Source organism: Streptomyces sp. NPDC006430 (genome assembly GCF_040612395.1).
Taxonomy (GTDB): domain Bacteria; phylum Actinomycetota; class Actinomycetes; order Streptomycetales; family Streptomycetaceae; genus Streptomyces.
This window is the reverse complement of record NZ_JBEXQA010000015.1, coordinates 69,761-88,313: the sequence shown is the minus strand read 5'-3', so window position 1 is coordinate 88,313 and position 18,553 is coordinate 69,761. Positions and strand designations below refer to the sequence as shown.

At 71.9% G+C, this 18,553-nt stretch carries 18 protein-coding genes; 4 read left to right on the top strand and 14 right to left on the bottom strand.

Annotation, left to right across the window (positions count from 1 at the left end; genetic code table 11):
- Nucleotides 1-30: 30 nt before the first annotated feature.
- The 11 genes from hpnE to ABZZ20_RS21970 all read right to left on the bottom strand — a co-directional run bounded on the left by hpnE (nucleotide 31) and on the right by ABZZ20_RS21970 (nucleotide 10,911).
- Nucleotides 31-1,410, bottom strand: coding sequence for a hydroxysqualene dehydroxylase HpnE (hpnE, locus tag ABZZ20_RS22020; RefSeq protein ID WP_356872015.1), 1,380 nt, complete (start codon nucleotides 1,408-1,410; stop codon nucleotides 31-33).
- Nucleotides 1,407-1,679, bottom strand: coding sequence for a hypothetical protein (locus tag ABZZ20_RS22015; RefSeq protein WP_356872013.1), 273 nt, complete (start codon nucleotides 1,677-1,679; stop codon nucleotides 1,407-1,409). The genes hpnE and ABZZ20_RS22015 overlap by 4 nt, the downstream gene beginning before the upstream one ends.
- The gene (gene hpnD, locus ABZZ20_RS22010) at nucleotides 1,679-2,629 is read right to left on the bottom strand and encodes a presqualene diphosphate synthase HpnD (RefSeq protein WP_356872011.1); all 951 of its coding nucleotides are present in this window, start codon (nucleotides 2,627-2,629) and stop codon (nucleotides 1,679-1,681) included. Before hpnD ends, ABZZ20_RS22015 begins: the two co-directional genes overlap by 1 nt.
- The gene (hpnC, locus tag ABZZ20_RS22005) at nucleotides 2,626-3,546 is read right to left on the bottom strand and encodes a squalene synthase HpnC (protein WP_356872141.1); all 921 of its coding nucleotides are present in this window, start codon (nucleotides 3,544-3,546) and stop codon (nucleotides 2,626-2,628) included. Before hpnC ends, hpnD begins: the two co-directional genes overlap by 4 nt.
- Nucleotides 3,547-3,892: 346 nt before the next feature.
- Nucleotides 3,893-4,675: an ABC transporter ATP-binding protein gene (locus ABZZ20_RS22000; RefSeq protein ID WP_356872009.1), complete on the bottom strand. Its 783-nt coding sequence runs from the start codon at nucleotides 4,673-4,675 to the stop codon at nucleotides 3,893-3,895.
- On the bottom strand, nucleotides 4,668-5,597 hold the full coding sequence (locus ABZZ20_RS21995) for an ABC transporter permease (RefSeq protein ID WP_356872007.1): 930 nt from the start codon (nucleotides 5,595-5,597) through the stop codon (nucleotides 4,668-4,670). The genes ABZZ20_RS22000 and ABZZ20_RS21995 overlap by 8 nt, the downstream gene beginning before the upstream one ends.
- 96 nt (nucleotides 5,598-5,693) lie before the next feature.
- A complete protein-coding gene (locus tag ABZZ20_RS21990; protein WP_356872005.1) occupies nucleotides 5,694-6,578 on the bottom strand; it encodes a glycosyltransferase in 885 nt (294 codons plus the stop codon).
- Nucleotides 6,575-7,354, bottom strand: coding sequence for a CDP-alcohol phosphatidyltransferase family protein (locus ABZZ20_RS21985; RefSeq protein WP_356872003.1), 780 nt, complete (start codon nucleotides 7,352-7,354; stop codon nucleotides 6,575-6,577). Before ABZZ20_RS21985 ends, ABZZ20_RS21990 begins: the two co-directional genes overlap by 4 nt.
- Entirely contained in the window at nucleotides 7,332-8,393 is a 1,062-nt protein-coding gene (locus ABZZ20_RS21980; protein WP_356872001.1) for an iron-containing alcohol dehydrogenase family protein, read from the bottom strand. Before ABZZ20_RS21980 ends, ABZZ20_RS21985 begins: the two co-directional genes overlap by 23 nt.
- Complete coding sequence (locus ABZZ20_RS21975) at nucleotides 8,381-9,133, bottom strand: phosphocholine cytidylyltransferase family protein (protein WP_356871999.1); 753 nt, start codon at nucleotides 9,131-9,133, stop codon at nucleotides 8,381-8,383. The genes ABZZ20_RS21980 and ABZZ20_RS21975 overlap by 13 nt, the downstream gene beginning before the upstream one ends.
- Nucleotides 9,130-10,911, bottom strand: a complete 1,782-nt coding sequence (locus tag ABZZ20_RS21970) for a DUF5941 domain-containing protein (protein ID WP_356872139.1) — start codon at nucleotides 10,909-10,911, stop codon at nucleotides 9,130-9,132. Before ABZZ20_RS21970 ends, ABZZ20_RS21975 begins: the two co-directional genes overlap by 4 nt.
- A gap of 502 nt (nucleotides 10,912-11,413) precedes the next feature.
- Here ABZZ20_RS21970 and ABZZ20_RS21965 point away from each other — a divergent pair.
- Entirely contained in the window at nucleotides 11,414-12,649 is a 1,236-nt protein-coding gene (locus ABZZ20_RS21965) for a bifunctional class I SAM-dependent methyltransferase/N-acetyltransferase (RefSeq protein WP_356872137.1), read from the top strand.
- Between the two features lie 139 nt (nucleotides 12,650-12,788).
- Complete coding sequence (gene idi, locus ABZZ20_RS21960) at nucleotides 12,789-13,388, top strand: isopentenyl-diphosphate Delta-isomerase (RefSeq protein WP_356871997.1); 600 nt, start codon at nucleotides 12,789-12,791, stop codon at nucleotides 13,386-13,388.
- 22 nt (nucleotides 13,389-13,410) lie between these two features.
- Here the strand turns inward: idi and ABZZ20_RS21955 are convergent, their stop codons facing one another.
- Nucleotides 13,411-13,914, bottom strand: a complete 504-nt coding sequence (locus tag ABZZ20_RS21955) for an ATP-binding protein (protein ID WP_356872135.1) — start codon at nucleotides 13,912-13,914, stop codon at nucleotides 13,411-13,413.
- A gap of 312 nt (nucleotides 13,915-14,226) precedes the next feature.
- On the opposite strand from ABZZ20_RS21955, the gene ABZZ20_RS21950 reads away from it, so the two are divergent.
- Nucleotides 14,227-14,985 carry an enoyl-CoA hydratase-related protein gene (locus tag ABZZ20_RS21950; RefSeq protein ID WP_356871995.1) on the top strand — a complete coding sequence of 253 codons (759 nt, stop codon included), beginning with the start codon at nucleotides 14,227-14,229 and terminating at the stop codon, nucleotides 14,983-14,985.
- Here ABZZ20_RS21950 and ABZZ20_RS21945 read toward each other — a convergent pair.
- Nucleotides 14,963-15,598 carry a DJ-1/PfpI family protein gene (locus ABZZ20_RS21945; protein WP_356871993.1) on the bottom strand — a complete coding sequence of 212 codons (636 nt, stop codon included), beginning with the start codon at nucleotides 15,596-15,598 and terminating at the stop codon, nucleotides 14,963-14,965. The genes ABZZ20_RS21950 and ABZZ20_RS21945 overlap by 23 nt on opposite strands.
- A gap of 206 nt (nucleotides 15,599-15,804) precedes the next feature.
- Nucleotides 15,805-16,776: a GlxA family transcriptional regulator gene (locus tag ABZZ20_RS21940; protein ID WP_356871991.1), complete on the bottom strand. Its 972-nt coding sequence runs from the start codon at nucleotides 16,774-16,776 to the stop codon at nucleotides 15,805-15,807.
- A gap of 92 nt (nucleotides 16,777-16,868) precedes the next feature.
- Here ABZZ20_RS21940 and ABZZ20_RS21935 point away from each other — a divergent pair, with 92 nt between their 5' ends.
- Complete coding sequence (locus ABZZ20_RS21935) at nucleotides 16,869-18,533, top strand: ABC-F family ATP-binding cassette domain-containing protein (protein ID WP_356871989.1); 1,665 nt, start codon at nucleotides 16,869-16,871, stop codon at nucleotides 18,531-18,533.
- Nucleotides 18,534-18,553: the final 20 nt, after the last annotated feature.

Sequence of the window (18,553 nt, the reverse complement as noted above, 5' to 3'; positions counted from 1 at the left end):
TACGTGCTGTGCCGGATGTGCTGATGATCGTCATGCCGCCTCCTGCAGGGGGTGCTCGCGGTGGCGGCCGAGTGCGGCGAGTGCGACGTGCGCCGCGCTCAGGCCGCTCCGGACGGCGCTCTCCATGGTCGCGGGCCAACCGGTGGCGGTCCACGCACCGGCGAGATAGAGGCCCGGCGTGTCGGTCCGCGCCCCCGGGCGCAGCCGGCCGACGCCGGGGGTGGGGGCGAACGTGGCCGTCCGCTCCCGGGTGACGAAGAAGTCGCGTACCTTGGCGCCCCGGGCGGCCGGCAGCAGCCGTTCCAGCTCGGGCAGGTACTTGGTGCGCAGCACCGAGACGGGCTCGTCGATGTCGCCCTGGGCGACCGACTGGGACAGGGCCAGGTACTGCCCGCCGTCGGTGAGCCCGGAGGCGTCGGTGCGGTCGAAGACCCACTGCACCGGAGAACCGAGCGCCGCGAAGAAGGGCTGCTTGAGCACCTTGCGGTCGTAGACGACGTGGACGTTGAGGATCGGCGCGGTGCCGATGTCGAGGAGCTTGTCCGGGTCGGCGAGCGCCCCTGGCGGGAGCAGGCCGTGCGCCTCGCGCTGCGGGACGGCGAGCACGACGGTGCCCGCGTCGAAGAACTCGCCCTCGGTGTCGACCCGCCAGTTCCCGTCCTGCGTACGGGAGATGGAGGTGGCGCGGGTGCGCAGTTCGGTCCGTACACCGGCCGCGTCGAGCGCCTTGCGGACGAGGGTGTCGTGCAGGTCGCCGAGCGGGACCCTGGACCAGCCGATGTCGGCGGCGCCGTTCTCGGAGAGCAGCCCGGTCTTGAACACCATGGCGGCCAGGCCCAGCGACGACTGCTCCGCGGTGGCGTTGAGGGTGGCGATGCCGACGAGGTCCCACAGTGCCTCGATGGTGCGCGGGCTCTGGCCGTAGCGGCCGAGCCAGGTCGCGAAGTCCAGGCCGTCCAGCGCCGGGTCGGCGGGGTCGAGCCGGCGCAGCGCGAGGGCGGCGCGCCCGACGCCCGCCCGTTCGGCGAGGGAAAGGTGCGGGTAGCGGGCCAGGGAGGCCGCCAGGTGCAGCGGTACGGGCAGGGCGCTGCGGCGCAGCCGGCCCAGGCGCGGTCCGCGCGGGTGGGCGACGTCGAGGACGGGGACGTCGAGCCGGTCCTGGAGGGGAGCGAGGGCGGCGCCGTCGACGCGTTCGAGGAACCAGCGGTAGGCGGTGCAGCAACGCAGGTAGACGTGCTGGCCGTTGTCCACGGTGAGTTCGCCGCGCTTGAAGGAGAAGGCGAGGCCGCCGAGCCGGGGCCGACCCTCGATCAGGGTGACCTCGACTCCGGCGTCGGCGAGTTCGAGGGCGGTGGTGGTTCCGGCGAGGCCGCCGCCGATGACGACGGCGCGGTGCTCGCTGCCGCTCATGAGCCCTCCCCGGTAACGCGGATGCCGGCCGGGGTGGTGCTCCTGCCCCCGGGGGACGGCTTGCCGCCGCCCGTCTGCACGGACGCGGTGGAGCGTGCGCCGGTTGCCCGGACGGCGCTGCGGCCGGGGGTGCGCTCCGTGGCCGCGTCCGCGGCGGTCGCTCCGCGATCCGCGCGCAGGGCCGGGGACGCCCAGGCGGCCCGGCGCGGCGCGGTGTCCGCGGGCGGACCGGCCGGGCGACGGGCCGAGGTGGTCCTCCTCGCGCTCATCAGGTCCGCCTCCGCGTGCTCTGGCGCGAGATGGTCCGCGTGTCGAGGCCGGACAGGCCGCGCACGGCGACGTACGCCTTCTCGTGCGTGGGCAGCGAGACCCGGCCGCGGAGCACGGCCTCGGGCTCGCGCTCGATGCGGTCCAGGAGGCGCCGGTAGATCCCGGCCATGGCCGCGACGCAGGCGCCGCTGCGCCGGTCGAGCAGGGGCAGCAGCCGGTAGCCCTCGACGAACAGGGCGCGGGCGCGCCGGACTTCGTGGTGGACGAGGCCGGCGAAGTCGGCGCCCGCGGGGGCCCGGTCGCCGTGGAAGCCTGCCGAGCAGCCGAACTTGGCGAGGTCCTCGGCGGGCAGGTAGGTGCGCCCGTTGCCGGCGTCCTCGCGGACGTCGCGCAGGATGTTGGTGAGTTGGAGGGCGAGTCCGAGCGTGTCGGCGTACTCACCGGCGTGTTCGGCGTCGGGTGCGCCGGGGGCGGTGCCGAACACGCCGAGCGAGAGTCGCCCGATGGCTCCGGCCACGCAGCGGCAGTAGGTCTTCAGGTCGTCCCAGGTCTCGTAGCTCTCGCCGCGGACGTCCATCAGTACGCCGTCGATGAGCTCGTCGAGGCCCCCGAGGGGGATGGGGAAGCGGCGGGCCGCGTGGGCGAGGGCGACGGCGACCGGGTCGGTGTCGTCCTCCTCGATCCCGCCGGCCCTGATCCGGCCGAGCAGGGCGCGGGTCTCCTCCAGCCGGGCCAGCTTGGTCGCGGGCGCCAACGGGCCGTCACCGATGTCGTCCACGCGCCGGGAGAAGGCGTACAGCGCGGACATCGCCTGCCGTTTGTCGGTGGGCAGCAGCCGGATGCCGTACGCGAAGTTGCGCGCCTGCGCGCCGGTGACGGCCTCGCAGTAGCTGTAGGCGGCCAGCACCGGTGCGGACATGTGTGCGGAACCCTCCACGGTCGGGCTCACCCCTTTCTCGGCGCTGTGCGCAGGACGGTGGCCACCTCGCGGAGCAGGCCGCTCCTGGTGGGCTTGGGCGGACCGGGGAGTACGTCGAAGCCGGCGGCGGTGACGGCTCGCAGGGCGGCTCGCCCGCCTCCCACGAAGCCCGCGAGCAGGAGCCGGAGCCTGCCGTGCACGCTACCCACGAGCGGGGTGCCCTCATTCAGGAGGTCCCGGGCGCGTTCGACTTCGAAGGCGATCAGGGAGCGTACGGAAGCGTTCGCGCGGGGGGCCTTGAGGTCGGTCTCGCTCACGTGGAAGCGGCGCATGTCCTCGGCCGGGAGGTAGATCCGGTTGCGACCGAGGTCCTCGGTGACGTCCTGCACGTGTTCGATGATCTGCAGGGCGGTGCACACGGCGTCGGAACGGCGGACCCGCTCGGGGGTGACGGTGCCGGTGAGGGACAGCACGAGTCGGCCGACGGGGTTCGCGGAGAGCTCGCAGTACGCGAGGAGGTCGCCGTACGTCTCGTAGCGCGTGACGTGCTGGTCCTGGCGGTTGGCTTCGATGAGCCTGAGGAAGGGCTCGGGGGTGAGCCCGTGGGCGCGGACCACGGGCTGGAGGGCCAGCAGGAGGGGGTGGCGGGGCGGGCCGTCGGCGGAGCCGAAGACGCGCTTGAGGTCCGCCTCGAAGGCGTCGAGCATGGCGGGCCGGTCGTCCACCGCCGCGGGGTCGAGACCGAGGAGTACGGCGTCGTGCCCGCCGGGGGCGAGGTCGCCGTCGCCGATGTCGTCGACCAGGCGGGCGTACCCGTACACCGCCGTCAGGCCGTCGCGCCAGGCACGGGGGAGGAAGGCCGGGGCGACGGGGAAGTTCTCCGCCCGCGCCTTGCCGAGCGTGGCGCGGGCGTGGGCGTCTGGGGCCGCGTGGGGGCGGGGACGGATGCCGTGCCCCGGGGTCACCGCCCGCCGCCTGCGGCGGGGACGGCCGTAATGCCTGGGGGCCGGAGAATTCCCGTAGCCATTGCCGTCACATCTCCCGTTCTACACTGCCGACCCAATACATCCTATTTCGGACACGCCGCCGGGCTTTCCCCGGGGTTACCCCAGGCCGTTCACCTGCGGGGAATCGTCCCCTCTTGCCGCGATTCAGGACCGCTCCAGCTTACGCTGTACAACGCCGCGGAAGCCTCTGGGGTATTCGCTCCGCTACCGAATGTCGGCGGCGGACCTCCCGTACACGTCGAAGCCCCCGCCGCGCGAGGCGACGGGGGCCGGCGGTGTCCACGGTTCAGTGGCTGGTCGCCTTCTCGTAGGCCGAGACGACTTCCTCGGTGGGCCCGTCCATCAGCAGCTCGCCCTTCTCCAGCCACAGCACGCGGCTGCAGGTGTCGCGGATCGAGTTGTTGTTGTGGCTCACCAGGAATACGGTTCCGGCCTGTTTGCGCAGTTCGCGGATGCGGGCTTCGGAACGCACCTGGAACTTCCGGTCACCGGTGGCCAGGGCCTCGTCGATCATCAGGACGTCGTGGTCCTTAGCCGCCGCGATGGAGAAACGCAGGCGCGCCGCCATACCGGAGGAGTACGTGCGCATCGGCAGGGAGATGAAATCACCCTTCTCGTTGATGCCCGAGAAGTCGACGATGTCCTGGTAGCGCTCCCGGATCTGCTCGCGGCTCATTCCCATCGCGAGACCGCCGAGGACCACGTTGCGCTCACCGGTGAGGTCGTTCATCAGCGCGGCGTTGACACCCAGCAGCGAGGGCTGGCCGTCCGTGTAGACCTTGCCGGCCTCGCAGGGCAGCAGGCCAGCGATGGCGCGCAGCAGGGTGGACTTGCCGGAGCCGTTGGAGCCGATGAGGCCGATGGCCTCGCCCCGGTAGGCGGTGAAGGAGACGCCGCGCACGGCGTGGACCCGGCGGACGCCCGGCGCGTCGCCCTTGCCCCGGCGGACTATCTTGCTCAGCGCCGCGGTGGCGCTGCCCTTGCCGGAGCTGCCGGTGTTGACGCGGTAGACGATGTGCACGTCGTCGGCGATGACGGTGGGGACGTCGCCCCGGTAGTTCTCAGCCACGGCCGTAACGCTCCTCAGCCTTCCAGAAGTACACGAAACCGCCGAGGCCGATCACGACGGCCCAGCCGACGGCGAAGGCCCAGACGTGCGGCGGCAGGTTCCCCGGGCCGTAGTCGTCGATCAGCGCGAACCGGACCAGGTCCATGTAGATCGCAGCCGGGTTCCACTGGAGCACGTCCGCGATCCACGCGGGCTTGTCCTTGAGCATCTCGTTGATCGAGAACATGACGCCCGAGGCGTACATCCACGTACGCGTGAGGAACGGCATGAGCTGCGCGAGGTCGGGGGTCTTGGACCCCATCCGCCCGAAGATCAGCGCGAGGCCGGTGTTGAAGACGAACTGCAGCGCCAGCGTCGGGATCACCAGCAGCCAGGACAGCCTCGGGTAGTTGCCGAAGGCGACCGCGACGACGACCACGACGATCATCGAGTACATCAGCTGCTGGAGCTGCTGCATCGAGAAGGAGATCGGCAGGGAGGCGCGCGGGAAGTGCAGGGCGCGGACCAGGCCGAGGTTGCCGGGGATGGCCCGGACGCCCGCCATCAGCGAGCTCTGGGTGAAGGTGAAGACGAAGATGCCCATCACCAGGAAGGGGATGTAGACCCCCTTCTCCATGCCCCGGCCCGCGTCCAGGATCAGGCCGAAGATCAGGTAGTAGACCAGCGCGTTGAGCAGGGGGGTCGCCACCTGCCAGATCTGGCCGAGCTTCGCCTGGCTGTACTGGGCCACGAGCTTGGCCCGCGAGAACGCCATGATGAAGTGGCGCCGGTCCCAGAGCTGCCGCACGTACTCGGTCAGGCTCGGCCGGGCACCGCTGACGGACAGGCCGTACTTCCTGGCGAGCTCCGCGGGGGTCAACCCCGCGTCTTCGGACGGCGGCTTGCTCGTGGCGAGGGCGCCATCCTGGGTTGTGTCACTCACAAGTTGAAACTTTCCGTCTTCAAGATGCGGCAGAAGGTGGCATCGGGCCTGGACCGCTCGACCCGTGACCGCGCCATGTTCTCAGACGCGAGCGTGTCAGATGACAGGCGGTCGGCCCAGCCGGGTCAGCCGCCAGACCGTACGCCACTTCATGGGGCGCCGGGGACCGCAGGGGGTGGTCCATCCCTCCTTGAACCCACCGAACCAAGCCTTCAACGCCGGCGCGGAGGGTCTGCGCAGCAGCGTCAGCAGGAGCCAGACGCCCACGTAGACCGGCACCAGTGGAGCGGGCAGGTTACGGCGGGCGAGCCACACCCGGTTACGGGCAACCATACGGTGGTAGACCGCGTGCCGGGAGGGGGCGGTCGTCGGATGCAGCAGCACCATGTCCGCCCGGTAGTCGATCAGCCACCCCGCGTCGAGCGCCCGCCAGGCCAGATCGGTTTCCTCGTGCGCGTAGAAGAACTCCCCCGGCAGCGGTCCGACCTGCCCGAACACGGCCGTGCGGACGGCGTTGGCGCCCCCCAGGAACGTGGTCACGCGGGAGGAGCGCATGGGGTCCGAGGCGCGCAGCCGGGGCACGTGCCGACGCTGGGTCTCGCCGGATTCCGGATCGGCGATCCGGAAGCTGATGATCCCGAGCTTCGGGTCCTCGGCGAAGGCCTGCCGGCACAGCTCAGCGGTGTCGGTGCGCTCCAGCAGCCCGTCGTCGTCGAGGAAGAGCAGAGCGTCCACTTCGCTGCCGCCGGGCCCGAAGGACTCGATGCCGATGTTGCGCCCGCCGGGGATGCCCAGGTTCTCGGGCAGGGTGACGGTGCGCACACCTTCGGGGAGGCCGGTCACCTCCACCCCCTGCCCGACGACGACGACCTCGATGGGGTCACCGTCCTGGCGGGCCACGGAATCGAGCAGCGCCTTCAGCTCGTCGGGGCGGTTGCCCATGGTGATGATCACGGCGCCCAGCCGCATCGGCGTCGTCACTTGAGCCTGCTCGACGCCAGGATCGACACCAGGTGCAGCACCGTCTGGAGCAGCGCTATGCCGGCCAGGACGGCGACACCGACCCGCGAGTAGAACAGGTCGCCGCGGACCTGGTCCGCGATGGCCAGCACCAGGATGAGCAGGGACGCCTCGATGCCGAGGACGAGGCGGTGGAACTTCAGCGCGGCGGCGGCCCGACGGGCGAGCGCCATGCCGGAGGAACGCGGTTCGGCCGCCGACTCCTTGACGGGCGGCAGGCCGCCCTGGTGGCGGGCGACGCCGACCAGGTCGGTCTCGGCCTTGATGAGGATCGCGCCGAGCGCCGCAAGGGTGCCCAGGAAGGCCCACAGCCAGTCGATGCGCCCGCTGCCCCACAGGTCCGAGGCGCGCAGGCCGAAGCCCACCAGGACCGCCGCGTCGCACAGGTAGGCGCCGACGCGGTCCAGGTACACCCCGGACAGCGAGAACTGCTTGTTCCAGCGGGCGACCTCGCCGTCCACACAGTCGAGCAGCAGGTAGAGCTGGACCATCACGACGCCGAGGACGGCACCCCAGATGCCCGGCACCAGCAGGGCCGGGGCGGCGAGGACGCCGGCGAGGGTCATCAGGTAGGTCAGCTGGTTGGGCGTGACCTTGGTGTTGACCAGGACGCGGGTGATGCGCAGGGAGATCTCGCGCATGTACAGGCGGCCGCCCCAGTGTTCGCCGCTGCGCCGGTCCTTGACGCCCGCCGGGTGAACGACGGGCCGGAGTTCAGCTACGGATGGTCTTGGCATAGTCGGCGTAAGCGTCCCTGATCTCGGCTGCGGACAGATTGAGGTGCTCCAGGATCGTGAAGCGTCCCGGACGGGTCTGGGGGGCGTACTCGACGGCCGCGACGAACTCGTCCACGCTGAACCCGATCTCCGTGGGCAGCACGGGCATCCCGTGGCGGCGCAGCACCTGGGCGAACAGCCCGGACTGCTCCTCGGCGCCGCGCAGGTGCATGGCGAAGGCGGCCCCGAGGCCGACCTGCTCGCCGTGGAGCGCGGAGCGCCCGGGGTGCAGCAGGTCGAAGGCGTGGCTGATCTCGTGGCAGGCGCCGGAGGCGGGGCGGGTGTCCCCGCTGATCGACATGGCGATGCCGGTGAGGACCAGGGACTCGGCGAGGACGGTGAGGAACTCGTCGTCGCCGCAGCCGCCGGGGTGGCGCAGCACGGCTTCGCCGGCCGTACGGGCCATGGCGGCGGCCAGGCCGTCGACCGTTTCCCCGGTGTGGTCCCGCGAGAGCTCCCAGTCGGCGATGGCCGAGATGTTCGAGAGCGCGTCGCCGATGCCGGCGCGGACGAACCGGACCGGCGCCTCCTTGATCACGTCGAGGTCGACGACCATCGCGATCGGCGTGGGCACGCCGTAGGAGCCGCGGCCGTTGTCGTTGTCGAGGGTCGCGACGGGCGAGCAGATGCCGTCGTGCGAGAGGTTGGTGGCGACGGCCACCATGGGCAGGCCGACCCGCGCCGCGGCGTACTTCGCCACGTCGATGATCTTGCCACCGCCCAGGCCCACGACGGCGTCGTAGCGGCGGCCCTTTATGTCGTCGGCCAGTTTGACGGCGGAGTCGATGGTGCCGTCGACGACCGGGTACCAGTCGGCGTGCGGCAGGACGGGCTCCAGCTTGGCGCGCAGCACCTGGCCGGAGCCCCCGCTGATCGCGATCGCCAGCTTGCCGGAGGCCGAGACGCGCTGGTCGGCCAGGAGGCCGGCCAGGTCGTCCATGGCGCCGCGGCTGATGTCGACGACGACCGGGGAGGGGATGAGCCTCGTCAGTACTGGCATGCGATCGTCCGGCCCTTGGCGAGGTCGTCGTGGTTGTCGATCTCGACCCACTTGACGTCACCGATGGGGGCCACGTCGATGACGAAGCCTTCGTTGACGAGGTGCTGGTAGCCGTCCTCGTAGTAGAGGTCGGGGTCGCGCTCGAAGGTGCTCTTCAGCGCGTCGGCCAGGGCCTCGGCGGCGGCGGGCTCGATGAGAGTGACGCCGATGTACTCGCCGGTGGCGTCGGACGGCTCCATGAGCTTGGTGATCTTCTGGACGCCCCGTGCGCCGTCCACGACGACCTTCATCTCCTCGTCGGCCAGGCTCTTGACCGTGTCCAGCGCGAGGATGATCTTCTGGCCGTTGCCGCGGGCGTCGAGCAGGGTCCGCTCGACGGAGACCGGGTGGACGGTGTCGCCGTTGGCGAGGATCACACCCTGCTTCAGGACCTCACGGGCGCACCAGAGGGAGTAGGCGTTGTTCCACTCCTCGGCCTTGTCGTTGTCGATCAGCGTGATCTTGACGCCGTACTTGGCCTCCAGGGCCTCCCGGCGCTCGTAGACGGCCTCCTTGCGGTAGCCGACGACGATCGCGACCTCGGTGAGGCCGACCGCGGCGAAGTTGCCGAGGGTGAGGTCCAGGACCGTCAGGCTCTCCTCGTCGCCTTCGGGGCCGACGGGCACGAGGGCCTTGGGCAGGGTGTCGGTGTAGGGACGCAGGCGGCGTCCGGCACCGGCAGCGAGTACAAGGCCGATCATGCTGGTTCTCCTTCGTCATGTACGGCGGGTGCCCCGGAGGAGACCCAGAAGCGGATGCTCTCCACAAGCACCACGAGTGCCACGAACACGGCCAGGGCCGTGAGCGCGACGGGGTAGTCCGTAGCGCGCGTCGCCAGGACGGAGGCCAGGACCGCGGTCAGCAGTACCCGGCCTTCGTGACCGCCGATCGTCCGCACCAGCCAGTGCGGGGGCGCGCCGGTGCCACCGCGGATGCGGTACACCGTGTCGTAGTGATGGTAGGCGACCGCCGCGACCAGTCCGAATGCCGCCGGAAGGGCCCCGGGGACGTCCGCCTTGACGGCCAGGACCAGCACGGTGGTGTACTCGGCCGCCCGGAAGACCGGCGGAACCAACCAGTCGAGGGCTCCCTTGAGGGGACGGGCGACGGCCGCTCCGGCGAGCAGTGCGTAGAAGACGGCGGCGACGATCACCTGGGGGGCACCGAACCCGTACGCACCCGCCGTCCACAGCAGGGCCACCGAGCCGATCACGGCCGCGGCGATCCCGGCGCCGGGGGCCAGCCGGCCCAGGAGGCGGCCCGCGACCTCGGCCAGCGGTCCCGAGTCGGCGAGGTCGGCCAGGGCGCGGGCGGCACGGTCGGTCCGCTCGGCCTTGCGGGTCAGCGAGCGCAGCACCCTTCCGGCGGTGGTGTAGAGCGCGCCGAAGGCGCAGCCGATGAGGAGGGCGTAGAAGACGATCCGGGGGTTGGTCGTGGCGGTCAGCACCGCGATCATGGCCCAGCGCTCACCGATCGGCAGGATGATCATCCGCCGGACCCAGACCGTCCATCCGACACTGTCGAGCTTGTCGGAGAGGGCGGCCGTGGGGCTGGTGTTGGCGGTCGCGTCGTGGTTGGCCTCGTTGAAGGAGAAGTCCACGACGTGGCGACAGGTCATCAAGATCATGGCGCCGAGGGCCAGGCCCCACACGTCGTCGCCGTTGCGGGCGGCGCCGAGGGCGAGGCCCGCGTAGAAGGAGTACTCCTTCGCACGGTCGAAGGTCGCGTCGAGCCAGGCACCCATCGTGGAGTACTGGAGCGAGTAGCGGGCGAGCTGCCCGTCGGTGCAGTCCAGTACGAAGGAGACGAGGAGGAGCACTCCGGCGGCGACGTAGCCCCAGCGCTCACCGGTGGCGGCGCAGCCGGCCGCGATCAGCGCGGTGACCAGCGAGGCGGTGGTGACCTGGTTGGGGGTCAGGCCGCGGCGCGCACACCAGCGTGCGATGTAGCGCGAGTACGGGCTGATGAAGAAGGTCGTGAAGAAGCCGTCGCGGGACTTCACCGCGGTGCGCAGGCGCACGGCCTCGTCGTCCACGGCGGCGACGGCTGCGGTCGCGGCCTCGCGCTCCGCACCATCGGCGGGGACGGCCGCGACCAGGGTGCCGAGCTCGGGCCGCTGGACCGTGGTCCCGGCGGCCTCGACGGCGGCGGCGAGCCGGTCCGGGTACGGGCCGGCTCCCTGGACCGGGAGCGCGGCGGCTTGATCGAGGGCGGCGCGGGCGGCCGGCTGGACGGCGAAGGCACCGGTGACGGCGCACGCGTCGAAGCGCGGGTCGGTCAGCGCGAGCCGCAGCGCGTGGACGTGCCCGACGAAGGCGCTGTCGACGACGGCGACCCGCTGGTCGGCGGGCACGCCGGCCAGCACCGCGGCGGCGTCTTCAGCCCCGGAGGCGGAGCGGACGTCGAAGCCGAGGGAGCGCAGCTCGTCCGTGAGCGGTGATCCGGGGACCGGCAGGCCGGTGAGGATGACGGTCGACAGACGAACTCACTCCTTGCAGCGAACGCGGGACGGGCGCCGCGTGGGGCGGCGGCACGTCGGCAGAGGCTATCGGATGGATGGAAGCCGGGGTTCACCAGCCGTTTGCTCCCCGATGAGCCGAATACTCCGGGGCTTCGGGCCCTGGCGCGATCATCATTGACGATCACGCGGGGTACCACAAACCACCTGGATGTTAAGGTGAAACGCCGTACCGAACCGTCGGAACTGTTGAGCGAGCAGGAGGTGGGTTGATGACCGTCGCAGTGGTCGCTGCCGAGCGCGGCGAACTCCGGTCCATCCCCACCTTCCTCCGGGCGTCCGGCCGGGCCTGAACACACCGATCCGCCCCAGCCACCGCTGGGTGCCCCGGGATCGGCCGGCGCCCCCGTTCCAAGGGTTCACGTTGACCGACATCACTGGTGAGACCGACAACAACGGCGCCACCGACGACACCGGCACCACCGACCTCACCCGCGCCGACTTCGTCGACGCCTTCTTCACGCTGCACCGCGGCCTGCCCCGGCAGTCCCCCGGCTCCGACGCGAGCACCCGCCACCTGCTGTCCCTGTGCGGACCGCTGCCCGAGCGGCCGCGCGCCCTCGACCTGGGCTGCGGCCCCGGCCGCAGCGCACTGCTGCTCGCCGCGGAGGCGGGCGCGCACGGCGCCGAGGTGACCGCCGTCGACCTGTACGACGGCTTCCTCGACGAGCTCCGCTCGGCCGCCGCGGCCCGCGGTCTCACCGACCGCGTCCACCCCGTCAGGGCGGACATGGGCGCGCTCCCCTACGAGGACGGTTCCTTCGACCTCGTCTGGGCGGAGGGCTCGGCCTACTGCATCGGCTTCGACACCGCGCTCGCGCAGTGGAAGAGGCTCCTCGCGCCCGGCGGCACACTCGTGCTCACCGAATGCGAGTGGACCGTCGCGGAGCCGTCCGCCGGGGCCCGCGCCTTCTGGGACCCGCAGTACGCGCTGCGCACCACCGCCCGCAACCTCGCGGCGGCCCAGGCCGCCGGGTACCGGGTGCTGGGCGTGCACCACCAGCCGGACTCCGACTGGGCCGCGTACTACGGCCCGCTCGGCGAGCGGGTGGCCCAAGCAGCCCCGGCCGATCCCGGGTCCGCGGCTGCGGCCGCGCTGGCTTCCGTACGCGAGGAACTCGACGTACGGGCGCGGCACGGACACGAGTACGGGTACACGGGCTACGTCCTGCAGCCCGTGACCGCCGGCGACGACGGCCGGTGGCCGACCCGGCCCGAGACCGCGGCCGACGGGTCCGCCGTACGGGACGTCAACCTCGCGGCGTTCGGGACCGCGCTGGAGGCGGACCTCGTGGACGCCCTGCGCACGGACGCCTCCTGGCTGCCGGGGTTGTCGTACGTGGCCGAGGGCCCGGACGGGACGGTGGCGGCGCACGCCCTGCTGACCCGGTGCACGGTCGACGGGGTCCCGGCACTCGCCCTGGCCCCGGTGGCGGCCCGGCCCGCGCTCCACCGCTCGGGCGCCGGCAGTTCGGTCGTACGGGCGCTGCTCGCGGCGGCCCGTGCACAGGGGGAGGCGCTGGTACTGGTCCTCGGGCATCCGGCGTACTACCCGCGCTTCGGCTTCGTTGCGGCCTCGCGGTTCGGTATCCGGGCACCCTTCGAGGTACCCGACGAGGCGCTGATGGCGCTGGTGCTGGACGATTCGGTACCCGTTCCGCGGGGCACGATCACGTATCCGGCCCCCTTCGGGGTCTGATCCGGGTCCGCCGGCGCACTTGGTCTGCCCCGCACCGCCTATCACGCGGTGCGGGGCAGACATGCGCGGATCACCGAAGTGGGGACAAGCCTCTTTTGTACGGCAGACTGAAGGCCGAAGTCCGAAGCGAAGGATGGGTATGCCGACCACACCAGCCACCGCCGCGAACAGTGCGTCCCCCGGCACCGGCACTCAAGAACCGATCATGCTCGAACTGGTCGACGAGTCCGGCAACACCATCGGTACGGCGGAGAAGCTCTCCGCCCATCAGGCGCCCGGTCTGTTGCACCGGGCCTTCTCCGTGTTCCTCTTCGACGAGCAGGGCCGCCTGTTGCTCCAGCGGCGGGCCCTGGGGAAGTACCACTCCCCCGGCGTCTGGTCGAACACCTGCTGCGGCCACCCCTACCCCGGGGAGTCGCCGTTCGCGGCGGCGGCCCGACGGACCCACGAGGAGCTGGGTCTGTCGCCCTCGCTGCTCGCGGAGGCCGGGACCGTCCGTTACAACCACCCCGACCCCGCGTCGGGTCTGGTGGAGCAGGAGTACAACCACCTGTTCGTGGGACTCGCACAGGCGCGGCTGCGGCCGGATCCGGAGGAGGTCGGCGACACCGCCTTCGTCACCGCCGAGGAGCTGGCCAAGCGGCACGCCGAGGCGCCGTTCTCGGCCTGGTTCATGACCGTGCTGGACGCGGCCCGGCCCGCGATCCGCGAGCTGACCGGTGACGCCGCGGGCTGGTAGCCCGTACGAGCCCGTACGCCGTTCAGGACGCGGGGGTCGGCGCCGTGGGTGCGGTGAGCGGCAGGGCCGCCCAGATGACCTTGCCGCCCGTCGAGGTGTGCTCGACGTCGCAGACCCCGCCTGACTCCCGGGTGATCTCGCGCACCAGCAGCAGGCCCCGGCCGCCGGTCTGGCCGAAGTCCGCCTCCAACGCCTTGGGCCGGTACGGGTGGTTGTCCTCGACGGCCACCCGTACCCAGGCGCGGCCGATGGCGACCTCGACCGCGACCTCCGGCGAGAGCAGGGCCGCGTGCCGGACCGAGTTCGTCACCAGCTCGGAGACGATCAGGAGCAGGGAGTACACGAGGTCCCGGTGTGCCGGGACGCCCTGGCGACCGAGTAGGTCGCGGACGGCCCGGCGGGCCTGCGGAACGGATTCTTCTACAGCGGGAACGGTGAACCGCCACACGCCTTCGTACGCGAGGGGGTCGGCCGGAGCCTCCGGCTCGCCCTCCTTGGCAGGCGGGACGCTCCCGCTGAGATCCATCTTCCGGCCCCCGTCTTCACGCTCGATCGTCTCCACGCGACAAGAGTGGGGAACGGGCCGATCCGGACCGGACCGCTGACCAGAAATCAGCGCCAATCAGACGCTTTCCGACCGCTGGCGTATGCCGGCGTCAGTTGTGCGACTGTTCCTGGTCTTCTGCAGGTCGTTTCGCGGCGGTCGGGCGCGCACCGCCCGCGACGACCGGGCCCTCCTGCGGCCCGTCTTGCCTGACCAAGCCCGCAATGCGCCGGCCCTACGAGGAACCGGACTCCACCGATCATCGGATCGGCCGACCGGGATAGCATCCGACGCATGGACGCAGCCCAGGAACCGGCCCTCCTGCACACCGTCGCCGACGGGGTCGCCACGGTCGTCATCTCGCACCCCGCCAAGCGCAACGCCATGACGGCGCCGATGTGGCGCGCCCTCCCGGACCTGCTGGCCGGCCTGGCGGCCGACCCGACCGTCCGGGTGCTCGTCCTCACCGGGGCCGGACCGACCTTCTGCGCGGGGGCCGACATCTCCTCGCTGGGCGGGGACGAGGACCTGCGGGCGTTGTCCGTCACGGCGGAGGAGGCCGTGGCCGCCTTCCCGAAGCCGACCCTCGCGGCGATCCGCGGGTTCTGCGTCGGCGGGGGCAGCCAGCTCGCGGCGGCCTGCGACCTGCGCTTCGCGGAGGAGGGGGCGTCGTTCGGGGTGACCCCGGCCAAGCTGGGCATCGTCTACTCCGCTTCGTCGACGCGCCGGTTGACCACCCTGGTCGGCCCGGCCGTTGCCAAGTACCTCCTCTTCTCGGCAGAGTTGATCGACACGGAGCACGCACTGCGGGCGGGCTTCCTGAACGAGCTGCTGCCGGCCGGACAACTGGACAAGCGCGTGGCGGACTTCGCCCGGATCCTCGCGAGCCGCTCGCAGCTGACGCAGGCGGCGGCGAAGGAGTTCGCGGACGGGCGGACCGACCGTGACGCGCACTGGGCCGAGCAGGCGGCCGGCAGCGGCGACGCCGCGGAGGGAGTCGCCGCGTTCCTGGAACGCCGTACGCCGTCGTTCACCTGGACGGCGCAGGGTTGAGCGCGCGCAGGCGCGCGACGATGTCCGCCGGGGCCTTGTCCGGCGAACCGGCATCGTAGGGCGGCTGGGGGTCGTACTCGGTCATCAGCTGGACGGTTTGTGCGTACGCGTCACCCGCGATGCGACCGAGCAGGCCGAGCCCCATGTCGATGCCGGAGGACACCCCCGCAGCAGTGACGTACTTCCCGTCGAACACCACCCGCTCACCGGTGGGCTCGGCGCCGAAGGCGGGCAGCCGGTCCAGGTAGAGCCAGTGCCCGGCGGACCGCCGCCCCTTCAGCAACCCGGCGGCGGCCAACAGGAGCGAGCCGGTGCAGACCGACGTCGTCCAGGTGGTGGTGGCGTCCACGGACCGGAGCCAGTCGAGGACGGCGGGATTCTCCATCTCCACCTCGGGGTGGGGCCCACCGGGCACGAGGACGATGTCGGGCCGGGTCACCTCGTCGAGCGCCTTGTCGGCGACGAGGGCGAGCGAGCCGTTGTCGGTCCGTACCGGGCCGGGGCGCTCCGCGACGAACACGGTCTCGGCGTCCGGGAGCCGGCCGAGGGTGTCGAACGGGCCGATGGCGTCGAGGGCGGTGAAGCGGTCGTAGAGCAGGACGGCGATCTGCATGTTTCCTCCGGAGTGGTGGTGTGGTGCGTGGCACCGCCCCGCGGACGGGACGGCACGTCGGTGGTCACGGCCCGCACGGATTCCCTGCGGCGCCGGTCCGTGGCGGGGTCGGCCGGTCCCGCCGGGGCGAGGCGGGGCGGGGTCGGCCGTCATGGATGGCTCCGCTCTCGGGGTCGCGGTGTCCGGCGTCGGTGGTGCGGCAGGGCTCAAGGACGTTCTTGGCCGAAGCGGCGGCGGTATTCGGCCGGTGGTTGGCCCAGGGTCTTCACGAAGGCCCGCCGCAGGGCCTCCGGGGTGCCGTAGCCGCAGGCGCGGGAGATCTGGGCCACGCCCTGCGGTGTGTCCTCCAGCATCCGCCGGGCGTGCTCCACCCGCACCCGCTCCACGTAGCGCCCGGGCGTCACTCCCGTCTCCGCCTGGAATGCACGTGCGAAGTGCCGGGGCGAGAGCCGGGCCCTGGCCGCCAGGGACTCCACGCTCAGGTCGGCGTCCGGGTGCTCCGTGATCCACTGCTGCACCTCCCGCAAGGGATCCCGCTGCGCCGTCTGCGCCGCCAGTTGCGCACTGAACTGCGCCTGGTTCCCCGGCCTGCGCAGGAACACCACCAGATGGCGTGCGATGGTCAGCGCCACCTCCCGCCCGTGGTCCTCCTCCACCAGCGCCAGCGCGAGGTCGATCCCCGCGGTGACCCCGGCCGAGGTGGCCACCCGGCCGTCCCGTACGTAGATCGGATCCGGTTCGACCGTCACCTTCGGGTAGTCCCTGGCCATCTGGTCGCACACGTACCAGTGCGTGGTGGCCCGCCGCCCGTCCAGCAGCCCGGCCTCGGCCAGCAGCAGCCCGCCCGAGCACACGGACACCAGTCGCTCCGCGCCACCCCCGTGTGCCCGGAGCCATTCGACGAGCGGCGGATCGAAGTCCGCCGTGTACCGGCCGCCGGGGACCAGCAAGGTGGTGCCCGCCCCCGGCCTCGCGCTCTCCAGGTCCCCGTCCGGTACCAGGGTGAGCCCGCTGCTGGTCCGGACGGGCGCTCCGCCCGGGGAGACCGTACGGAGCACGTACCCGGAACCCGACCGTCCGCGGCAGCGGTCGACGCCGGCGAACACTTCCACCGGCCCGGTCACGTCCAGGCTCTGCACGCCGTCGTAGAGGACGACGAGCACGTTTCGCAACGACATGACCCCATGGTGTGACGCTGGGGCAATGACCGCAATGACGTCCATCCCACCTTTACGGCCATCACCTGCCGCGCGGCTAGGATCGACGGACCATGACTGCAACCCTCGTCGCCAAGAACCTCACCGCCGCGCACGGTGAGCGCACGCTCTTCGCCGATCTCGACCTCGTCGTCGCGCCCGGCGACGTCATCGGCCTGGTCGGCGTCAACGGCGCCGGGAAGTCCACGCTGCTGCGGCTGCTCGCCGGCCTGGACACGCCCGAGACCGGTGAGCTGCGGCTCTCCCCGCCCACCGCCGCCGTCGGCCACCTGCCGCAGGAGCCGCGCGGCACCCACGCAGGCACCGACCGGACGGAGCCCGGGGGAGAGTCCGTGCGGGAGTTCCTGGCTCGGCGCACGGGAGTCGCCGCCGCCCAGGCGGCGCTGGACGCGGCGACCCAGGGCCTGGTGGACGGAACTCCGGGCGCGGACGACGCGTACGCGACGACGCTGGACCAGTGGCTGAACCTCGGCGGCGCCGACCTCGACGAGCGGGCCCAGGAGGTCGCCGACGAACTCGGGCTCACCGTCAGCCTCGACCTGCCCATGACCGCGCTGTCCGGTGGCCAGGCGGCCCGCGCGGGCCTCGCCTCGCTGCTGCTCTCCCGCTACGACGTCTTCCTGCTCGACGAGCCGACCAATGACCTGGACCTGGCGGGTCTGGAGCGGCTGGAGCAGTTCGTCAAGGGCCTGCGCGCGGGCACGGTCGTGATCAGCCACGACCGGGAGTTCCTGACGCGGACCGTCACCAAGGTCCTCGAACTCGACCTGGCCCAGCAGCAGATCAACCTCTACGGCGGTGGCTACGAGGCCTACCTGGAGGAGCGCGAGCGGGCCCGTACGCACGCCCGCGAGGAGTACGACGAGTACGCCGACAAGCGGGCGGCGCTCGAAGGCCGGGCCCAGATGCAGCGCGGCTGGATGGACAAGGGCGTCAAGAACGCCCGCCGCAAGGCGACGGACAACGACAAGATCGGCAAGAAGTTCCGCAGCGAGGCGAGCGAGAAGCAGGCCTCCAAGGCCCGCCAGACGCAGCGCGCCATCGAGCGGCTCGACGTGGTGGACGAGCCCCGCAAGGAGTGGGAGCTGCGCATGGAGATCGCGGCGGCCCCGCGCTCCGGCTCGGTGGTCGCCACCCTCCGCGAGGCGACCGTCCGGCGCGGGGACTTCGACTTCGGCCCGGCCAGCCTCCAGATCGACTGGGCGGACCGGGTGGCGATCACCGGTGCCAACGGCGCCGGAAAGTCCACCCTGCTCGCCGTGCTGCTCGGCCGGCTGGCACCGGACTCCGGCACGGCCACGCTCGGTTCGGGCGTGCTGGTCGGCGAAGTGGATCAGGCGCGCGGCCTCTTCCTCGGCGGCGAGCCGCTGCTCGATGCCTTCTGCTCGGCGGTCCCGGACACCGAGCCGGCCGAAGTGCGCACCCTGCTGGCCAAGTTCGGCCTGAAGGCGGCCCACGTACTGCGCCCGGCGGCCACCCTGTCGCCCGGCGAGCGCACCCGGGCGGCCCTGGCGCTGCTCCAGGGCCGCGGGGTGAACCTGCTGGTGCTCGACGAGCCCACGAACCACCTGGACCTTCCGGCGATCGAGCAGCTGGAATCGGCCCTGGAGGCGTACGAGGGGACCCTGCTGCTGGTCACGCATGACCGCCGGATGCTGGACGCCGTGCACGTGACCCGCCGCCTGGAGGTCGCGGACGGCAAGGTCACCGAGCTGTAGCGGGCGTCGGGGTCACGGCG

What these genes read in the sequence shown, in the direction of transcription:
- hpnE (WP_356872015.1), bottom strand. Translation starts at nt 1,410, where the DNA reads ATGAGCGGCAGCGAGCACCGCGCCGTCGTCATCGGCGGCGGCCTCGCC.
- ABZZ20_RS22015 (WP_356872013.1), bottom strand. Translation starts at nt 1,679, where the DNA reads ATGAGCGCGAGGAGGACCACCTCGGCCCGTCGCCCGGCCGGTCCGCCC.
- ABZZ20_RS21985 (WP_356872003.1), bottom strand. Translation starts at nt 7,354, where the DNA reads ATGCCAAGACCATCCGTAGCTGAACTCCGGCCCGTCGTTCACCCGGCG.
- ABZZ20_RS21980 (WP_356872001.1), bottom strand. Translation starts at nt 8,393, where the DNA reads ATGCCAGTACTGACGAGGCTCATCCCCTCCCCGGTCGTCGTCGACATC.
- ABZZ20_RS21975 (WP_356871999.1), bottom strand. Translation starts at nt 9,133, where the DNA reads ATGATCGGCCTTGTACTCGCTGCCGGTGCCGGACGCCGCCTGCGTCCC.
- idi (WP_356871997.1), top strand. Translation starts at nt 12,789, where the DNA reads ATGCCGACCACACCAGCCACCGCCGCGAACAGTGCGTCCCCCGGCACC.
- ABZZ20_RS21955 (WP_356872135.1), bottom strand. Translation starts at nt 13,914, where the DNA reads ATGGATCTCAGCGGGAGCGTCCCGCCTGCCAAGGAGGGCGAGCCGGAG.
- ABZZ20_RS21950 (WP_356871995.1), top strand. Translation starts at nt 14,227, where the DNA reads ATGGACGCAGCCCAGGAACCGGCCCTCCTGCACACCGTCGCCGACGGG.
- ABZZ20_RS21945 (WP_356871993.1), bottom strand. Translation starts at nt 15,598, where the DNA reads ATGCAGATCGCCGTCCTGCTCTACGACCGCTTCACCGCCCTCGACGCC.
- ABZZ20_RS21940 (WP_356871991.1), bottom strand. Translation starts at nt 16,776, where the DNA reads ATGTCGTTGCGAAACGTGCTCGTCGTCCTCTACGACGGCGTGCAGAGC.
- ABZZ20_RS21935 (WP_356871989.1), top strand. Translation starts at nt 16,869, where the DNA reads ATGACTGCAACCCTCGTCGCCAAGAACCTCACCGCCGCGCACGGTGAG.